The 19,020-nt window shown below is 47.2% G+C and carries 15 protein-coding genes and 1 pseudogene; 3 read left to right on the forward strand and 13 right to left on the reverse strand.

Annotated features, from left to right (window positions below; all coding sequences use genetic code 11):
* The first annotated feature begins 691 nt into the window (after positions 1-691).
* The 3 genes from GON22_RS20250 to GON22_RS20260 all read left to right on the forward strand — a co-directional run bounded on the left by GON22_RS20250 (position 692) and on the right by GON22_RS20260 (position 4,121).
* Positions 692-1,294, forward strand: coding sequence for a TetR/AcrR family transcriptional regulator (locus GON22_RS20250; RefSeq protein ID WP_160397937.1), 603 nt, complete (start codon positions 692-694; stop codon positions 1,292-1,294).
* An 18-nt stretch (positions 1,295-1,312) separates the two neighbouring features.
* The gene (locus tag GON22_RS20255; RefSeq protein ID WP_160397938.1) at positions 1,313-3,010 is read left to right on the forward strand and encodes a DHA2 family efflux MFS transporter permease subunit; all 1,698 of its coding nucleotides are present in this window, start codon (positions 1,313-1,315) and stop codon (positions 3,008-3,010) included.
* Positions 3,011-3,101: 91 nt separating this feature from the next.
* Positions 3,102-4,121, forward strand: a complete 1,020-nt coding sequence (locus tag GON22_RS20260; RefSeq protein ID WP_160397939.1) for an MBL fold metallo-hydrolase — start codon at positions 3,102-3,104, stop codon at positions 4,119-4,121.
* Between the two features lie 426 nt (positions 4,122-4,547).
* Here GON22_RS20260 and GON22_RS20265 read toward each other — a convergent pair whose 3' ends face one another.
* The 13 genes and pseudogenes from GON22_RS20265 to GON22_RS20310 form a co-directional block, all read right to left on the reverse strand.
* A complete protein-coding gene (locus GON22_RS20265; protein ID WP_160397940.1) occupies positions 4,548-5,276 on the reverse strand; it encodes an ATP-grasp domain-containing protein in 729 nt (242 codons plus the stop codon).
* 566 nt (positions 5,277-5,842) lie between these two features.
* On the reverse strand, positions 5,843-6,334 hold the full coding sequence (locus tag GON22_RS25795) for a hypothetical protein (RefSeq protein ID WP_202113377.1): 492 nt from the start codon (positions 6,332-6,334) through the stop codon (positions 5,843-5,845).
* 245 nt (positions 6,335-6,579) lie between these two features.
* A complete protein-coding gene (locus tag GON22_RS26205; RefSeq protein WP_237179263.1) occupies positions 6,580-6,729 on the reverse strand; it encodes a hypothetical protein in 150 nt (49 codons plus the stop codon).
* A 431-nt stretch (positions 6,730-7,160) separates the two neighbouring features.
* Positions 7,161-7,577: a GNAT family N-acetyltransferase gene (locus GON22_RS20270; RefSeq protein WP_237179264.1), complete on the reverse strand. Its 417-nt coding sequence runs from the start codon at positions 7,575-7,577 to the stop codon at positions 7,161-7,163.
* Between the two features lie 990 nt (positions 7,578-8,567).
* On the reverse strand, positions 8,568-9,269 hold the full coding sequence (gene sigK, locus GON22_RS20275) for an RNA polymerase sporulation sigma factor SigK (protein WP_160397942.1): 702 nt from the start codon (positions 9,267-9,269) through the stop codon (positions 8,568-8,570).
* Between the two features lie 215 nt (positions 9,270-9,484).
* Positions 9,485-11,824 (reverse strand): MMPL family transporter, encoded by a 2,340-nt coding sequence (locus GON22_RS20280; protein ID WP_160397943.1) that lies wholly within the window; start codon positions 11,822-11,824, stop codon positions 9,485-9,487.
* A gap of 180 nt (positions 11,825-12,004) precedes the next feature.
* A complete protein-coding gene (locus GON22_RS26210; protein ID WP_336604340.1) occupies positions 12,005-12,673 on the reverse strand; it encodes a vWA domain-containing protein in 669 nt (222 codons plus the stop codon).
* 120 nt (positions 12,674-12,793) lie between these two features.
* Positions 12,794-13,315 (reverse strand): annotated as a pseudogene (locus GON22_RS26215) (TerD family protein); the annotation flags it as partial.
* Positions 13,316-13,342: 27 nt separating this feature from the next.
* Positions 13,343-13,738 (reverse strand): DUF2500 domain-containing protein, encoded by a 396-nt coding sequence (locus tag GON22_RS20290; RefSeq protein WP_237179265.1) that lies wholly within the window; start codon positions 13,736-13,738, stop codon positions 13,343-13,345.
* Positions 13,739-13,758: 20 nt separating this feature from the next.
* A complete protein-coding gene (locus tag GON22_RS20295; protein WP_160397945.1) occupies positions 13,759-14,847 on the reverse strand; it encodes an alpha/beta hydrolase in 1,089 nt (362 codons plus the stop codon).
* A gap of 647 nt (positions 14,848-15,494) precedes the next feature.
* Positions 15,495-17,324 carry an ABC transporter ATP-binding protein gene (locus GON22_RS20300; protein WP_160397946.1) on the reverse strand — a complete coding sequence of 610 codons (1,830 nt, stop codon included), beginning with the start codon at positions 17,322-17,324 and terminating at the stop codon, positions 15,495-15,497.
* A gap of 90 nt (positions 17,325-17,414) precedes the next feature.
* Positions 17,415-18,311 (reverse strand): NAD(P)-dependent oxidoreductase, encoded by an 897-nt coding sequence (locus GON22_RS20305; RefSeq protein WP_160397947.1) that lies wholly within the window; start codon positions 18,309-18,311, stop codon positions 17,415-17,417.
* 48 nt (positions 18,312-18,359) lie between these two features.
* Entirely contained in the window at positions 18,360-19,013 is a 654-nt protein-coding gene (locus GON22_RS20310) for a cell wall hydrolase (protein ID WP_160397948.1), read from the reverse strand.
* Between the last annotated feature and the right edge of the window lie 7 nt (positions 19,014-19,020).

The following is a 19,020-nucleotide window of genomic DNA, read 5'->3' on the forward strand; positions in this document are numbered from 1 at the left end:
TACGGAGGATGATGTGAAAAGCCTCCTGCGCCTTTGTTTGAACGATGCCCCCTAGTGGGGCAACAACAACTAACAGGCTTCGCCTTCCTGATGGATAAATCTACTACACAAACTTTTTGACGCTACCCGGTTCGAGATTCTAACGGACACAGGAGCCGTTATTTGCACAAAAACAGCCTCTTTCGCACCATTTTTGCTAGAATAGCGGCTCTCAGGTCCGTTACAGATATAACATCGCATATTTCACGCAAATAACGACTGTACGGTCCGTTAGCGAGCACCAGCCCCACTAGCCCCTAGTTCGAAAAAACAAAAAAGCCGCGGATCAGCTCCGCAGCTCTCAACTCTTGCAAATCGCTTCTTACGTTCGCGGGACAAGAAACGCTACGCCAAACTGCTCAGCTTCCGCCTGCACTTCCTCAATAAACGGACGGAAGCTCTTATTGAGTGTTGGAACGCAAGTTCATAATTTCCATTACATTGCTGGAATGCATCAGCCAAGGCGACCGCCCCGCCGTACATTCAACGATGCACGCCATTCGTATCTGGCGTTACCGATAGTGAACGGCAACAGACCCGGAAGCGATAGCGCCGGGGTATTTTCCATGGACATTTTTATAAAAATGCTATTGACCGACCAACGGTCGGTGTCCTATACTTTAAGAAAAAATTGGAAGAGATGTGATCATCAATGGCCAGGACACGTGACGAAGGATTTAACGAAATTATACAAACGGCCGAACTTCTGTTTTTGGAAAAAGGCTTCGAAAAAACAACGGTTCAGGACATTGTGCTGCGAATGGGCATTGCAAAAGGAACCTTTTATCATTATTTCAAATCGAAAGATGAATTAGTGGATCATGTGCTTCAGCGTTATTCTGATCGCCTTATCGAAGGATTGGAAGCGACTGCACACAACAGCCAATTCGATGCGGTCTATAAAATTGAACAGATGGCCAAATCTTTTATTTATTTTGAAGGTTGGCATAGCGACCTCATGCGTTATATCCATCAAGATCAAAGTTTAGTGCTGAATCATTTGTTTGAAATTCGATGCAATAACGAGATTAAGCCACTTGTACAATCTGTGATCGAAGAAGGTGTTCAGGCTGGCTTGTTCGATGTGGAATTTCCAAAGCAAACCGCCTTTATGATCATCGCGGTATTCGACTGTATTTTTGACGACGGCAGTTTACGAACGGGTATTTTTGATCCAGAGGTTCTTGCTGCGATGGAAGATTTCTTAAATCGATTACTGGGGGCGAAACAACCATTTCATTTATCGAAACAATAAAGAAGGAGATGGTGGCGAGTGAACAATTTGAGTAAGGGCAGGACGGCACTAACGTTTATTGGAATTATTTTAGGATATTTTATCGCACTGCTGGATACGACGATTGTGAATATTGCATTGCCGAAAACGGCTGAATATTTTAATCGTGATGTGAGTGATATTAGTTGGGTCATGAATGGGTACAATATCGCATTTGCGGTATTGATGTTAACAGCTTCGCGCATAGCGGATCAATTTGGCCGCAAAAAACTGTTTCTCATTGGACTCGTTTTGTTTGCATTAACTTCGTTTTTGTGCGGCATCGCATCAACCCTTGATTTACTCATTTTGTTCCGTGTGCTGCAAGGCTTAAGTGCGGCCATCATTGTCCCCGTCACCATCCCGCTTGCCATTCAACTTTTTCCGAAAGAAAAACATGGCGCTGTTCTAGGAATCTGGGGAGCAATAGCAGGTGTAGCTAGTGCAAGCGGGCCAGCACTTGGAGGCATTTTGACCGAGTACTTCAATTGGCAGTCTGTCTATTTCGTCAATCTTCCGATTGCTATCGTTTCGTTTATCGTTTCTTACCTATTATTACAAGAATCCTACGACAAAACCGCTAGCAAAAACATGGATTTTGCAGGAATGTTAACGATATCCGCCGCTATTTTCTGCTTCACACTAGGATTAATTGAGACTTCGGATTATGGTTGGCGTTCCCTCTACGTCCTATCGTTATTCGCAGCATCATTACTGTCACTTGCCTCGTTTATCGTTGTTGAAAGAAGATCAACAGATCCGATGCTCCCCTTGTCATTGCTGCGCAGTTCAACCTTTAACGCCTCTTCCACTGCACTATTATTCACTTCGATTGGAACATCTGCTGGAAGTTTTTTAATCGCCTTTTACTTAACGAGTTTACGCCATATGTCGGTGCTTGAAGCAGGAATGACGATCATTGCAAGCTCTTTGACTGCAACAGTATTTTCTATCGTTTCCGGACCGTTGTCTGAAAAAATAGGCGGCCGCTTATTGGCAAGCATCGGTTTGGCCATGATCACTGTAACCGTCTATTTATTTGGCGGGCTAGACGCGGATTCATCTCGCTTGGACGTCATGTGGCGGCTTTCCCTGTTAGGTGCAGGGCTTGGCATATCGGTTGTGCCGCTGTTTGGTTCAGCTGTTAACAACATTGCTGCCGACAAGCTTGGGATCGTTTCAGGAGTGACCAACGTGGCTCGTACACTCGGAATGGTAGTCGGTGTCGCGTTATTAGCAACGATGCTGAGCAGCAATATGAAGCACGAACTTTCAATTGCCCGTGACAAAGCGATACAAACTATCCAAGCTTCCGCACTTGATGCGCCTATGAAAGACGGGCTGATTACAAGCATTCAATCCATGAACAATGAATCGCTACAAGAAGGAAACGCCCAGCAAAAGATGACATTAGAGAACGTGTTGGAACAGGTCGATCAACGTGAACAAGAAGCATTGCTTCAAGCGCCAAGCCAAACCCAGGAAACGAAAGCAGCCTTTGAGCATAATCGAGAACAAATTAAACAGTTGTGGCCAACGATTAATGCTGAAATTCGATCGGATATGGCAAAAGGATTTAGCTCAACGTTTCATTTGGTTAGCTTCTTGCTTATTCCAGGCATTATTATCGCTTTCTTCTCGGATCAACGAAGAAGGCAAAAAGCCAACGGAGAAACCAAGGCTGTCATTTCACACTAAATGTGATGTTGAACAAGCATAGGTGCCTCAATGGCCAAATGCAAAGCTCGCGTTAGCCAACGCGCAAAATGAACATGAGGTGAGCAGCCAGATGGATGATTGGAATCAATCAAGGCGAGGCAAGAACGGCAAATTCCAGAATGAAATCCCAGTAATCGTGAAATTGAGTCCCGGAGATATTGTCGCCATGCTTCGTGAATTCCTATCGGCTAAGACGCAGAGAAGGCCGAAGCAGCCGCTCCCGATCGTCCCTATTGTGCGTAGCACGCTAAGTGACGGAGAAGACAAGGTCGTTTGGTTCGGGCATTCGGCGTCCTTGCTGCAAATTGGAGGCAAAACGATTTTGCTTGATCCGATGCTAGGCAAAAACCCGTCGCCGCTTCCTTTCTCCCGCAATCGCAGATTCAGCGTCAAGCTGCCCCTTACAATTGAGGAACTGCCTCCAATCGATATCGTTGTTTTATCCCACGATCACCACGATCATCTGGATTGTTCCTCTATCCGCAAGCTTATTCCGAAAGCTGGCACGTTCCTCGTGCCGCTCGGAGTCGGCAAACGAATCCGGAAAATAGGAGCGGCGCCCGATGCCGTCATCGAGCTCGACTGGGGAGAAGAACGGATCGTTCAGGACATTCGCTTCATTTGCACGCCGGCGCGACATTTCTCGGGCAGAGGGCTTTTCGATCAAAACTCCACCCTCTGGTGCTCTTGGGTAATCAAGACAGGCGCGAGAAGCCTCTTCTACAGCGGGGATGGGGGCTATGGCCCTCATTTTGAGCGAATAGGCCGAGAGCACGGACCGTTCGAACTGGCCTTTATGGAATGCGGGCAATATATGGAATGCGGGCAATATGATAAGCGGTGGAGCGGCGCGCATATGCTTCCAGAGGAGACGGTGCAAGCGTTTCGCGACATCCAGGGAGGCGTGCTGCTGCCCGTACACTGGGGAGGATTCGCTTTGGCGCTGCATAATTGGAACGAACCTGTACGGAGGTTATCGGCCGCAGCCGAAGAGCAGCGCATTCCCCACCATATCCCTAGAATCGGCGAAGCGGTCTATCTGGACCAGATTCCGCTATCTGAGCAGCGGGATTTTTGGTGGAGGGATTAACTTTCATCGCCTGCATCCAGCCAACCATTCATGCCCCTGGCCGCCTAACGGACCTGAGCGCCTTTATTTAGCGAAAAAGTCAGGGTTTGAGATTCGAACGGACTCAGCAGCCGTTATTTGCACAAAAACGGCCGCTTTCGCATCATTTTTGCTCGAATAACGGCGCTGAGGTCCGTTACAGAAAAAAATTCGCTTATTTCATGCGAATAACGGCTGTACGGTCCGTTAGCGAGCGCCAGCCCCCTCCGTTCGGTACGGTATGCGGACTGTTGGCAAAATAGCCGATTTTGCCTAGCGGAATCATTACTTTTTAATGCTGTGTGCCTGTGTCGGATCACATCGACCATAGTTTATCAGTGAATGTATGTTCTACGCAAAAACTCCACCTGATTTGAAGGTGGAGTTAACAAATTCAATGCCAACGGTTTAAAAAGCGCATTCATCCGTCGTATTCGTCAATTCTGACCATCTTGCGGATAATAACTTCGCATAGTCCAACGAAGAAATTCCATAATGCCCCAGTGCGTACCCGTCATTTACTTCAATTAATAACGTTTCCCCTTTATCGGTTATACCAAAATCTACAGCATATCCTTTTGGGGCGGATTTGAATTGCATGACGATATCTTCAATAACTCGATAGTCGAAATGCGATCTCCAGTTCCCCCTATACCTTCGAACATCTAGAATATCCCCGTATCTGACGAAACATCTCCACTCTGCTACAAATTTAACCACATCCGAACATAATATCTCAGGATCTTCACCGAATGTCCCGCATCCTATTAAATCCGCCGTGCCTCTTACCACAACTCCGGTAAACTTTTTATCCTCCACCGGTTTAATAAATACATTCCAATTCTCTGGATTATTTGCAATCACGCTCAGTCTTGACTTCCATACTTTTCGTCCTAAAAATGCAGTTAATTGTTCTGGATAGTCCATCTCAGGTGCAACAATATCATATTTGCTAAGCATGGTTCTGACATCATCGACATAACTAACAATAATGTCTTCCTTTTGATGATCTAACAATTCGTTTACATCTTGGAAATAGCGTATTTCAAAACCCATTTGTTTAAATCCGTCATAAGCAGCGTAAAAATTATGGTTCGCGATTTCATCATCAGAACCTTTTTTTAAGTATATCTTCAATAGTAACTCACCACCTCAAATAGACTAACATCTGCCAGAAACGAGATAACTAGAATAACTTGTAGCAAACTTCGCGTTTCGGTGTAAAGCTCGCTCGGGAGATTAGAGTTAAAACTCGGAATGCAGAACTGCATGCACTGCTTGCCGAAACCGATGTCGAACCGAAACATTAACGTTAGCCCCTGTTAAAATACGTTATTGTTTTTTGAAGTAACGGGCAGGACAGTTTAATCATCTCGCCGAATACCTTGGACAAGTTTCAAAAACTGATGTGTTGGACCAACGGGGAAATAAAGATGCCGATGTAGTGCCTTTACGTTGGAATAATGATGGAACGATCGTTTTAAAGTGTTGTATGGATGAAGAAGGCGTGAACGAAGTTGAAAAAACAATAGATGTATCGTCATGCAAAAAATAAGCAGTTCATGATTTCTAGTCAATTCAGAGAAGTGCGAGGCATCTGCCTCTATATTTACGCTTACTCCTAATCGATCTAATATTAGATTGTGCATCTTGCTCTTCTCACTGCCATTGTTACCTACCAAAAAAACATAGCTGCTGCCGGCTCACTCATGATGAAGATCCCGTTCTTCAATCCGTTCGATTTCACCATTACTATGCTCTTTCACAAATTGACCTTTGCTTGTTTTATAAACAATATATGTGCCATTGGCTTTTGCGTCTAGCTTGGCTCGGTCAGTGGAATTTTCATCGCCTACAGACTCAGCATCGTAACCACTTTCTCCACTATTGCCAAATCCCGCTTCCCCTGATTCGTCTTCTGCTTGTGCATCGTCACCTACTGATTTATTGCCACTATTCCCTCCGGAAGTTCCACCATCATTAAAAGTGTTTGAGCTTGTACTGACTGTGCCATTAAAGCCTTCATACGATAGAAATGGTTGAACAACTAATCCCCGGACAAATAATCCAAAGATAGCCCAGCTTACAAGGTTTGAAAAAATTTCGCTAATAGAACACCCCATAGCCGGAGTGGATCGACCATCTGTAGGTGATGTGATTTTGGAGGGGGATTGTTCCGGCAAAGGTTCATCCAAGAACCATCGTACTTTCGAGTAAATGCTATATGAATGTATATAATCCAAATATAGTTGGTGCTGAGTCCGGCTAGCAAGGGAATAAGCATAACTGGCTGAATGTGTTCGAGACACGAATTCATAGAAAGTACCTATACAATGATTCAACTCCACTAATCTTTGCGGAAGTTGTTCTTCTTCCTCTTAATGAAAGGAATTGTCGAAGAACCCCATTTCGGACCATCGCAAAGGAGCGGCCTCATCGTTCACTTCTTCAACTGCACTTTCTCGACGATATCGTCGGGCGATAGTGCATCTTGGAAGTCTAATAGTTGAAGACGCTTCTTCTGAATGGTGAATATTTCGGCTTCAATCCGCGACATTCCCGCCTGTTCCAACGCCACGAGCGATGCCATAGCGGAAGGGGCGTTTTCATCATTCGCGTCATTGATGTTTAGCCCTTCGTGGACTTGCGACCATACGTAAGCGTAAATATCGTCGCAATATATCCATGTCCCTCAACCGCGATTTTCGCCCCAGCGGTATTCTTTACGTCGAAATACTGGAAGACCTTTTTGTTACCCCATATCATAGTGCGCCCCGGTATTGTATTGTTACAACTGCCACAACGAACCGTACACGGCGAATGTGGACGTGTCTGACAACGCAAATAAGCCCGGCGTACGCTTTGCCGAGCGGAAATGCCATCATACTGTATCTGGGGTATAAAGGCGGTGATTGAACTATTAATCCACGTTAGTCGAGGTATATGATATACAACGCTCAATCGCACAGCCAACCAGTTTGTAAGTGTGAAGCTTCATTTAATAAATCATTTCCTTTGTTTTCATTTAATTAAGCTCATGTAATTGGTGGTTACTGGAACTTTTTGAAACCCCCATTTTTCGTAGAACAACACGTTTTGATCTGCGCAAAATAAATCAACGCGTTCGAGACCTTTTATTAATGTACTGTTAACGACCGCTTCGAGAAGCAACCTTCCAAACCCTTGGCCTTGGAATTGTTCCAAAACGATAACGTCATATATCGTTGCTCTGAAAACGTAGTCAGTCACGACTCTCGTAAATCCTACTAGTTGATCTGATTCAGAATCACATAAACCAAATATATACGAGTTATCAATCATTTTTCGAACTTCATCACTCGTTCTTGTCTTGGTCCATGACCTTTCATTGTATAAGTTCATTAAATCTTGAAAATGCCTTTCTGATAACTGATTTACAATATAGGTACGATTCATCATTTTACTTCCTTTTCATATTTTTTATGATCTCACAGAACATTTGAACTGGGGGCAAATCGTCGTCTTTCCGCTTCCGATCGAAAAGGCGCTAAGTTTAATATAAGGAGGGTTATCATATTATGGAACCTAACATTTCAAAATTTTATGTATATGGTTCTCGCGCCCCAAGTGTCAAGGCCAGAATAACTTCCTTTCTGCTCCAGTATCCATTCTGACGCTTTTGCTTCATACGCTGCAAATAGTATTTTCCGTTTCTTTTCTGGTGATGATGTTTTATTTTGTTCTAGTAGTAAAGATAAATGATTCAAACTTGAGTTGCTTGCAAATAAGTTTACGATAGCAATATAAAAAAACTCGCTAGAATTAATAAGCGGATCATCTAACCATAGCATTGGTCCATCCAATAATATTTTTAGATGTCATTTAATAAAAGATGATAATGTTAACTCTAGGATGACTCGCCTCATTCCTGAAACTATACAGTTTGCTCGAGTACCGATTTCTACCATCGACGAAGATACTATTCTTAAGTGGTGCAGTATTGATAAGAGACTAGGTATCCAATAATATCAAAATTAATTATACCTTATAATAATTCTGAACATGGAATAGAGTGGGCTCCTCTCGCAATTTAATTGATCAGGAATTCATCCGATCCTACTATGATACTATCCCACTTTATGCATAATTTTAGACCGAACTCATGGAGTGGTTCGCGGGCAGAACTAATGCAAAGATATATTCCATTATTATTAGAATTAAAAGAACATGAAAATACAATCATTTCAAACCAGGATACTCATCAAGAACGGTCTTTTTGCACTGAAATACATTCAATTCGCGAGTGGGAACTAGCTTATGAATTAGAGCGTAATGAACGTTTTGAATAAATTAATACACCATCCAGAGTATTAACCGCTACGTCTTTTTTCAAGATATACAGAAAGTTACAGACTGCTCGAATGCTGAGCAGTCTGTTTTTCAGGAAATTCACTTCTTCACCTTATAAAACTCATGATATAGCTTCATGAGCGCCCTTTTCTCAATCCTTGAAACATAGCTACGCGAAATCCCCAGCTCCTTCGCAATCTCCCGCTGCGTCCGCTCTTCCCCGCCATGCTCCAGCCCGAACCGACCTACAACAACTTCCTTCTCACGGTCATCCAAAATATCAAGGTTCCGATATATCTTGCTCTTCTCAATCTTCAGCTGCACTTTCTCCACGATATCGTCGGCCTCGCTGCCGAGAATATCGATCAACGTGATTTCATTACCCTCTTTATCCGTTCCGATCGGGTCATGCAGCGACACGTCCTTGCGCGTTTTCTTAAGCGAGCGCAGGTGCATCAATATCTCATTCTCGATACAACGGGCGGCGAACGTAGCAAGCTTCGTGCCTTTGCCGACTTGGAAGCTCTCGATGGCTTTAATAAGACCGATCGTGCCGATCGAGATGAGATCTTCGAGGTCTTCTCCCGTATTGTCGAACTTTTTGACGATATGGGCGACCAGCCGGAGGTTATGCTCGATGAGCATGTTGCGCGAGTGCTGGTTGCCCTCGGCCATCAGCTGCAAATGCTTCATCTCATCTTCCTCATGAAGCGGCTGTGGAAACGCATTGTTTTTGACGTATGACACAAGAAGCGATAATTGTTTAATGAACAATGCTATTGCCGCAAATAATCCAGGCATTGATTAGGCCACCTCCATGCTGTTATGACGCGAGTGAAAATCCAATTCTCCGCGCACTCATCCTCAACTTTCTTATAGTGTATGTGGGCAGTGGCCCATCTGTGCCTGTACGCCACGTTTTCTTGGGAGCACCAGTCATTCTTATTAATCGTGTAATTGCACGTTTCCTTATTTCGTCCAACTAAAAAACCTCCCTAATGGGAGGTCTTAGCAACTTAACCTTTTGGTGTTTCAATTGTAGCAGTGGCACTATCCCGGTTCTTTTTCATATGGCTTTGCCCTTGGCCTGGATACCACCAACTGAATCGTCCGAGTAACTTCATGGTGACCGGCACAAGCAGCATCCTGATGATGGTTGCATCTAGGGCGATTGCTACGGCCATCCCAAATCCAATCATCTGAATTGGCAATGAACCTGAGAACGCGAACCCGGAAAACACCGCCAGCATTAATAAAGCTGCTCCTGTAATCAACGGACCGGTTCTCTCCATTCCGGTCGCTATGCTTTGCTCATGGTGACCAGTATCATCAAATTCTTCTTTCATTCGTGAAACGAGAAACACTTCATAGTCTGTACTTAATCCGAACAGAAGCGCCATCAGCAGGAGAGGAACAAAATGAATGATATATCCATTGGCCGTGACCCCGAAAATGCTGCTTCCATGCCCTTGAGCAAAAACAAATACGAGAATTCCGTAAGTCGCGGAAACTGAAACCAAGTTAAGTATGATTGCTTTTAACGGCAGGAGAATACTTCTAAATGTGAACAAAAGAATGACGTAAATTAAACCAAGCATAATCGCCAAGGCCGGCAAAAGGCTTTCATTTACTTCTTGGGATGACTGGATGCCCGACATCGTTTCCCCACCGATAAGGAAGGTTGTCCCGTCGGTGAATTGGGCGTTCGGCAATATCTGGTCCCGCAATTTTTTGACGAACTCGCGGCTAGTATCACTTGATCCATAGGAATCCAGCTTCACTTCGATTACAGCAACATGCTTATTTGTGCTCAGGAAGCGCCCTAGCATTTTCTGTACATCCATTGGCAAGTTATTGCTTCCACTTTGCAGAACTTCTGCTGCAGTAGATGAAGGTACGCCCGGCAAGAACGAAGCGACTGACGTCACTGCTTCAACATGTTCTTCCACTTTCAGTTTATTCTGCAACTCCATAATCTTCGTGTATGCCTCTGAAGTATCCAATTTTTGCTTTTCATTTTTCAAGACAATATTGACCGGGCTTGTCACACCTTTTCCAAACGAACCCTCGAGCGTTTCAAAGCCGTGACGCAGTTCGTTGTTCTCGGGGAGGACGCGGAAGTCCGGCGAGTAAAGCTTCATATTTAACGCGGGCGTAGCGAAGATTAGTAGAAGCCCCAACGATAAAATTAAAAAAACAAACGGACGCTTCATCACCATATAAGTCCATTTTATCCAACCGCTTAATGTTTGATCTGGACGCTTCGGAAGGGGAATCTGAAACTTGTTGATATTCGTGCCTAATATGCTTAGCAGTGCAGGCATCAGCGTTATGCTAACCAAGCCTGTAACAAATACGACCACAATTCCGCCAAACGCTATCGATTTAATCACTGGCATGTCGACGATAAATAAAGCAGACAATGCGGCGATAACCGTAATCGCGGAGAACAGGACGGTGTGCCCGGCCGTTTGTACGGTGTGCACCACTGCCTCCTCCTTATTTTTGCTCTCAAGTTCCTTCTTGAAGCGGCTAACAATAAATAAAGAATAGTCGATGCCTACTCCAAGCCCTAGCATCATGGCAGAACTTGTAACGAAGGAGGAAAGCTCTACATGGTTTGCAACCCCTTTAATGATGCCCATCGCTAAGATCACGGCAGCAATTGTAACGAATAAGGACGTCAGCGTGGCAGCTACCGAGCGGTAAGCAAACAGTAAGACGATAATGATGAGCGGGAAAGCCAATGTTTCTGCTTTAGCCAGCCCTTGCTCTGATAGTTTATCACTTTCCCCTGCATAAGCAGCTGCACCGAGTAAATCTGCCTGGATGTTCAAGGAATCAGCTTGCGCTTTTAATCGTTCTTGATAATCAGGCAGCTTCTTTCTTAAATAATCTGACGCAATACTCATGTCCACGAAGGCAATGCTGACATGCTTATCCGTACCAATCATCCCTTGCCTGATGCCGGAAGATGCATCTAATAGGCTTAATACGCTGGATACTCCCTCCTCCGTCTTGAAGCGAGTAATCAGTTTCTGAAGTTTATCTTTGTACTCCGGGGTGCCCGCCTCATGATCAGGATCACGAACAAGCAGTGTCAGTGACGTTTCAGACCGGCCTGCAAAATCTTTCGACAATAGCTCACTTGCTTGTTTTGCCATGGATCCTGATACTTGCATTCCGCCACCACTGAGAACACTATCCAGCCCCCTGGCATTCATTCCACCTAACGCTATAATCAGGACCCATGCGATGACGATAATCCATCTTGCTTTATAAACAACTTTACCCAATCCCTTAAGCATGCGATTCAAATAGCCACCTTCCATTCTCAGATAATCCCTTGTGACCATCGATTATCACCTCTTCCAATTTTTATAAATTATAATCCACCGACCGGCGGTCGGTCAATAAGATTCCAAAAAATATATGTTTTTTGAAAAACCAAAAAAACTCCTTTCGATCACTTTTTTTGAGGCAAGTGATAAAAAGGAGTTTTATAAGAAGACTACTGTTTAGGTGCCCGTAGACTATTAGCGAACAATCCGTTTCTGCTTCGCAGCCTCCAGCCATTGCGGGAATTCATCCAGCAGCCGGTCATAAAGCGCCTCATCGGACACCGTCTCGATGCGGTCCCAGTGGATGAAATTCGCGTTATCGACAACGCGACCGGCCATCGTATCAAGGCGCTTTAGCACCTCGAAATTCGATTTGCCTATGCCAACGAATTGCCAGAAAATCGGGAGCACAGCCGAGCGGGTAATCACTTTCTGAATCGACTTCAGCACGCCTCCATCGTTGATAAAAATAACGAATGCAGGCAGCTCCGATTCCTCTTCTACCGTATATTTGCGAATGACATCTTCCATGACCGGAGGCTCGTTGTTACGGCCGAATTTATGGACCGAAGGATCGTTCAATATCCGTTTCTTCACATATCCCTCAAGCTCTCGCTCCGTCACCGGCGCCAAGCGCGAAAACTCATTATCGTACACCCATACATCCAATTGGGCGTTGTCATCGAATTGGCAAGCAATTGCCAGAATGCGTTCGACCACATCCTGCACCGTTCCGTTTTGGTACAACGAGTGCATGGAGCCCGAGATGTCGAGCACGACCCCAACGCGAGCGACAACGCCAGCGATGTTCTTTTTGGTCAAAGTGATCGATACCGCTTTTTTGCGCAAATCAATCGTTGAAATCGGCTTCGCTGGATGCTCCGCCACTACGGCTGCCGGATGGGCTTCCTCAACTTGCGCCGCCGCTGCAGCAACTTCCGCAGACGCGTCCGATTCCTCCAGCTCCAAGCCGTAATGCGTCACTAATGCTTCCATTCCGCCATGAAAACCGCTGCCCACCGCGCTAAATTTCCACTCGCCTTGGTGGCGATACAGCTCACCTACCACAATAGCCGTTTCTTCGGAGACCGTGTCCCCACAGTCATAGGAAGCGATCTCTCCAGCTCCGCCCTGCTCTTCATCCTTCAGCTTCACGTACAAAGACGAAACGTCCTGCATCGTATGCCCACGTTTGGTGCTCTCGTAAATCGTCACCGTAACAGCAAGCCTAGCAATTCGGTCCGGCACCTGATCAAGCTTGACGCTAAGCGTGCCTTTGCCGCCGGCCTCATCTTGGGTATACACGACTGCGCCATCGAGCGAATATGGATTCCCGTAGAAAATTAGATCCTCGTCCCGCTCACAACGCAGATTTTCAGATAACATGAAGATGGAAGCATCTACGTTTACATTCGGGTTTTTCACCGTCCAGCCAAACGCAAGCGTCAACCGCTTCAAGGCACGCCCCTTCGTTATATCGATCTTCTGCCCTTTGCTTAATTGCATACGATGTCCCCCAGCTACGTATAGTGGTTAGTTGCTATCATATTGATTCTGTTCATGACGGTCGAATCCTTTAAACCGCGTCCCTTTAAATGTCAGGTAGCCATAATCGCCTTCGGCCAGCAGCCCATAATCCCGCGGGGTAACCCGGAATTCCGTTCGGCTGCGATTCGCGAATTCGAATGTAATGTAATAACTAGTGCTCGCGCTAGAATCCCCATCACCGCCAGAAACTCTCGTCCGCTTGCTGACGATATGGCAATATTCCGTAAGCAGCTCAGCCGCTTGATTGGATAAGCCGGTTGATACGGCTTTTGCCACTCCTGTAACAATGCCGCCAACAATTAAGATCACGATAATCGCGAAGAAAAACTGCATAAACACCGGCATATCGCCAAATAAGCTTACGAAACTAGGATCATTCATGGCCATCTCTCCCTCAACTCTCATTGTTGAAACTGCACCAAGAAGCGTTGGATCTCCGAAGGTACGATTGAATAGTTGACTATGCTGTTATGATTCGCTCCCTTTACAATCACCGTCTGCTTCTCGCCACCCCATTGCTGCATAAGGGCATGTGATCTGGCAGGTGAGATCGTCTTATCCCGATCGCCGATTAGCGTTAACACCGGTGTCGTGATCTTTGGCGCTAGCTCGGCTGATCTATAATGATTATGCATGAGAAACGGAGGAAACAACGGAAATAAATCTTGCAAAACATTTTCATACGTATCATAAGGAGAAATAAGGACAACGCCAGCCGCTGCACGTTGGCTCGCCACATATGCCGCAACGCCTGACCCTAAGCTTCTGCCCAAAATAACGACGTGGCTGGGATCGACATCCTCTCTTTGGACAAGCGTATCGAAGGTGGTTAACGCATCCGCTTTCAGATTGCCTTCATCAGGCTTGCCTTCACTCCGCCCGTATCCCCGATAGTTCGCATACGCGATATTCCAACCTTCAAGCTGTCCAAAAAAGCTTAGCGGCACATTTTCATTGTTTCCGCCATAATAAATCAACAACGGCGCGCTCTCAGCAGCGGATTGATTAATAAACCATCCTTGTAATTGGACATGGCCATTCGGCTCCACGATCAATTGCTCACGATTTGGAAAATGGCTCGCCACAAACGTTTCGGCTCTTTCAGACAATGCAGGGGACATGTAAAGCATGCGATCTTGGATCAAATAAACCGCACTCACCATTGCCCCGTAACCTAATGCGAGTGTAATCATGATCAACCCAACCATCGTTGCTAGCCGTTGCTTCGCATAAACCTTGAACAATAGAACGCCCCACGTTGCACACAACAGTAAGGTTAAACACGCAACAGGCCATAAAATCGGCAATTCACTGGATTGTTGAATCCGGGCGACAGGCCGAATGAAGAAGAGCAATGTGACTGCAGCGGCACCGAAAACAACTGCAAATAATCGAATCCATTTCCCGCTTTTTCGGATGGCTATCCCATTCATTACGTTCGCGTTTGCTGGCCTTAATTGCCGGGGTTGCTGAATTAGCGGATGATTCATTCTATCAATCTCCTGTCCCATATTATCCCAGTCGCATAAAATGTACCATATTCCCTTATCCTTGGGTCGAATCCGAACATCAATTTTCGCTAAAACTTTCGCCCGGGGACCTGTCAGGAGCCTAATGGCATTGGTCGTTGACCGCTGATCGTTCACCGTCAGCTATCGGCCGTCGACCTGCCACCTTCGACCTTCGGCTAGCTACCGTTCACCGTCAAGCTTGACCATCGGCTATCGACCGTCGACCGTCGGTCATCGGCTATCGGCCGGCTTTACTGACCGGCTGCTCGAATTCGCTCTCCGAATTGCTGTTTGCTGTCGGATTTGCCGTAACGGACCGGAAAGCCCTTATTTCGCTCAAATCAGGCTGTTTGAAATTTTAACGGACTCCACGGCCGTTATTTCGTCCAAATTGCACCATTTGATGCATTTTCAACGGGATTAACGCCTCTGGAGTCCGTTACAGCTCAAACCTCCCGTTTTTCGGCGCAATAACGGCCGTGGAGTCCGTTAGCGTCCATTGCCGTCCACACCAAAAAACCGCCAGCGCTTCATGCGCAGACGGTTTTCTAATTCGGCCTAATAAAAGTTGAGCTGCTGGCAAGGAGCAGGAGCAGCCTATAACCAATCTGTGTTTCCTACTAGCCCTATTCGCCTTCCGCCTGCGGAAACTGCAGCTCATACAGCTCTCGGTAGCGCCCGTCCAGCCGCAGCAATTGCTCATGCGTGCCGCTCTCCACGATGCTCCCGTGCTCCAGTACATGAATGTTGTCCGCTTGTTGAATCGTCGACAGCCGATGCGCGATGACGAGGCATGTTCGCCCTCGAAGCAGCTTTCCGAGCGCCTCTTGGATCAGATGCTCCGATTCCGTATCGAGCGAAGCAGTCGCTTCATCGAGAATGATGAGCTCCGGATTTTTCAGAATAACTCGGGCAATGGAGATGCGCTGCTTCTGGCCGCCGGACAGCTTCACGCCCCGTTCGCCAATCGCGGTATCATAACCGTCTGGGAACGCCTCGATAAAATCATGCGCATTCGCTGCGCGGGCAGCAGCCATCAGCTCTGCCTCAGTTGCATCTTGTTTGCCATAACTAATGTTATCCCTAACGGAGCCATTAAATAATATGATGTCCTGGGAGACGATGCCAAGCCGTTCACGCAGCGATGCAAGTGACACTTGGCGGAGCGGGTAGCCGTCAATCGTAATTTCGCCCGCCTGCGGCTCATAAAACCGGGCAATTAAATGGGCAATCGTTGTTTTGCCCGAGCCCGAGGACCCGACTAACGCCGTTACTTTCCCCGCTTCTAACGTTAAATTGAACCGTTCCAGCACCGCCTTATCGCCCGAACCGGAATAACGAAAGCTTACATCATGAAACTCCACTTGCCCTTGAATCCGCGGAAGGGAAATCGCGTCGGGTGCATCAATGATTTCAGGCTTTGTGTTCATAATTTCAGAAATCCGCTCGTATGCTGCCGCCGATTGCTGGATCGTATTAATAATCCGGCTGAAACGCCGAATCGGATTTTGGAGCAGCCGCAAGTATGCAATAACAGCAACGACCGTGCCAACGCTCAAGTAGCCTTTCATCGTCAGCCAAGCGCCGAACACGAGCACAATTGCAAGCCCGAGATAATTCAGCAGATCAATGACGGGCTCGTACATCGCACGAAGCTTCGTTACGCGGATGTTCGCCTCCATATTTCGTTTGCTGTGGCGGGCAAACCGTTCCGATTCCAGCGATTCAGTCGCGAACGATTTGATCAGCCGAATGCCCGAAAGCGTATTTTGCAAATGGTCGCTTACCTCCGCCACCGATTCCTGCACCGTACGGAACGAGCTGCGCATGCGCTTGCCGAACAGTCTCGTCGTCATCACCATAAGCGGGAATGTCGCCAGCAGCAGCACCGTCAGCCGCCAATCCAAGAACAACATATAAACCGTAATTGCGCTGAACGTGAATAGGTCCGTCACAAGCTGAATCATCGTGGACGAAATCAGCTGTTGGAGCACGCCGACATCGCTTGTCACCCGAGACATAAGATCGCCCGTCCGGTTCCGGTCGAAGAAGCCAAGGTCCAGCCGGTTAATATGCCGGTACAAATCATTGCGTAGATCGTAAATGACACGCTGCCCGAGTGATGCCGTGGTTGATGCACTGAGATAGTTCAGTATGCCAAGCAGCAGAGCTGCTCCCATAATGCCTGCCCCTAACCCTGCTAACTGGTTATAATGTTTTCCGGGAATAAGGACATCAATCGTATAGCGCGTTAACTGTGGAATCGTAAATTCCAGCAGCGAGATCGCAATGATGCATAATATAGCAACGATAAGAAGCTTCCATTGTACGCGTGCATGCTCGAAAATCCGGCTGAGCATGTGCCAAATGCTTGCCGGCTTTACTTTCTCTCCATTGCCGAATTTGCGCATTCCGCCACCGGGGCGATAAGTATGTGCTCGATACGGCTCAGCCATCATGCGCCCCCCCTTTATATTCTTATTAGAACCAACAGCAAAGAGATGCACATCCAAGCATGGATACGCATCTCCTTATGTCAAGCTAGGTTACTTCCCAACAATAATGCCATGCAACGCTTGCGTGCCTTGATCTGCGCCGCCTTGCGCCATCAGCCGCTCATACAACGACTGCGCTAGCTTCAGCCCCGGCAGCTCAAGGCCCATCTCAGCAGCAGATTCAATCGCAATGCCAATGTCCTTCACAAAATGCTTCACATAAAATCCCGGCGCATAATCGCCTGCGATCATCCGCGGCGCAAGGTTCGCCAGCGACCAACTGCCTGCTGCGCCCGACTGGATGCTCTTGAGCACCTGTGTTTGGTCCAGCCCTGCCGACTTCGCGTACGCAAGCGCTTCGCTCACGCCGATCATATTCGATGCAATCGTGATCTGATTGCACATCTTAGTGAATTGGCCCGCCCCAGCCTCGCCTTGATAGACAATATTCGTGCCAAGCAGCGTCAACAGCCCCTCCACCGCATCGAAGCCTTCCTTCGGTCCGCCAACCATAATCGACAGGCGCGCTTCCCGTGCGCCGATGTCCCCGCCTGATACAGGCGCATCCAATGCGCATAGCCCCCGTGCCGCAGCAGTGGCTGTAATTCGCTTCGCCAGCGCAGGGCTTGATGTCGTCATATCCAGCAAATACGCGCCGGGGCGAGCATGCGCCAGCAATCCTTCTTCGCCTAAATAGATGCTCTCCACATCGCTCGGGTACCCAAGCATTGTGAAGATCACATCCGCCCGCTCCACCACTAATCGCGGCGAATCCTGCCATTGCGCCCCAGCCTGCACAAGCTGGTCCGCCCTTGCTTTGGTCCGGTTATATACGTGGACTTCATAGCCGTTCCGCAACAGATGGCCTGCCATGCTCGCTCCCATAATGCCTGTGCCGATGAACCCGATCACGCTATTTTTCGTTATTGCCTTCTGCTGCGCCGCCATTGAAATTCCACCTTTCTATACCCCTAGTATAAACGTTCTGCCTAATTCTTACTTTACGAAAATATGGCCGCCAATCGTCGCTGTCACCGTACGTGATTTGAACCAATCGTTCTGCTTGGCGTTAACGCCGTTAAAATATAATCCGCCGTTCGTCGGGTCATTGCCCTTCGCCGCATCAATCGCCGCACGGAACGCCTCCGCATCCGGTTCGAGCCAATATGTACCGCTATCTATCGTATGGAATGCGCCAGGCGCAAAGATGACATCTTCAATCGTATCCGGAAAATCTTTCGAAGCGACGCGATTCAGCACGACAGCGGCAATTGCCACCTGGCCGTCATATTGTTCGCCCCTTGCTTCAGAATAAACGATTCGCGCCAGCATGGACAAGTCGGCCCGGCTGACCGTTACTTTTTTGAGCGCATGCATCGTTGTTTGCCCGACGACGCCTGTTTGCGCTATGGCTGCCCCTTTTTGAAAACGTTGAACAGCAACCTTCGTTCCATCGCCATAGTTGCCGTCTGCTTCCGAGCTTAAATAGCCGAGCATCCGAAGCCGTTGCTGCAGGTCTACAACCTGCGGACCCGTGCTTCCAACTGACATAGTTACGAAAGCATTGCTCGCTTCTGCCTGCGCCTGCGGGATGGCGATCCATGACAACAACAGGAGAGCAGCGACATATAGCCTGATCTTGTTGAACATCAATTTA

It is taken from the genome of Paenibacillus sp. MMS18-CY102, from assembly GCF_009789195.1.
Lineage (GTDB): Bacteria > Bacillota > Bacilli > Paenibacillales > Paenibacillaceae > Paenibacillus_T.

Coding starts and splice junctions, on each gene's coding strand:
- GON22_RS26205 (WP_237179263.1), bottom strand. CDS start 6,729: ATGGCATCGCTCGTGGCGTTGGAACAGGCGGGAATGTCGCGGATTGAA.
- sigK (WP_160397942.1), bottom strand. CDS start 9,269: ATGCCTGGATTATTTGCGGCAATAGCATTGTTCATTAAACAATTATCG.
- GON22_RS20280 (WP_160397943.1), bottom strand. CDS start 11,824: ATGGTCACAAGGGATTATCTGAGAATGGAAGGTGGCTATTTGAATCGC.
- GON22_RS20260 (WP_160397939.1), top strand. CDS start 3,102: ATGGATGATTGGAATCAATCAAGGCGAGGCAAGAACGGCAAATTCCAG.
- GON22_RS20290 (WP_237179265.1), bottom strand. CDS start 13,738: ATGAATGATCCTAGTTTCGTAAGCTTATTTGGCGATATGCCGGTGTTT.
- GON22_RS20305 (WP_160397947.1), bottom strand. CDS start 18,311: ATGGCGGCGCAGCAGAAGGCAATAACGAAAAATAGCGTGATCGGGTTC.
- GON22_RS20270 (WP_237179264.1), bottom strand. CDS start 7,577: ATGATGAATCGTACCTATATTGTAAATCAGTTATCAGAAAGGCATTTT.
- GON22_RS20250 (WP_160397937.1), top strand. CDS start 692: ATGGCCAGGACACGTGACGAAGGATTTAACGAAATTATACAAACGGCC.
- GON22_RS20310 (WP_160397948.1), bottom strand. CDS start 19,013: ATGTTCAACAAGATCAGGCTATATGTCGCTGCTCTCCTGTTGTTGTCA.
- GON22_RS20300 (WP_160397946.1), bottom strand. CDS start 17,324: ATGGCTGAGCCGTATCGAGCACATACTTATCGCCCCGGTGGCGGAATG.
- GON22_RS20295 (WP_160397945.1), bottom strand. CDS start 14,847: ATGAATCATCCGCTAATTCAGCAACCCCGGCAATTAAGGCCAGCAAAC.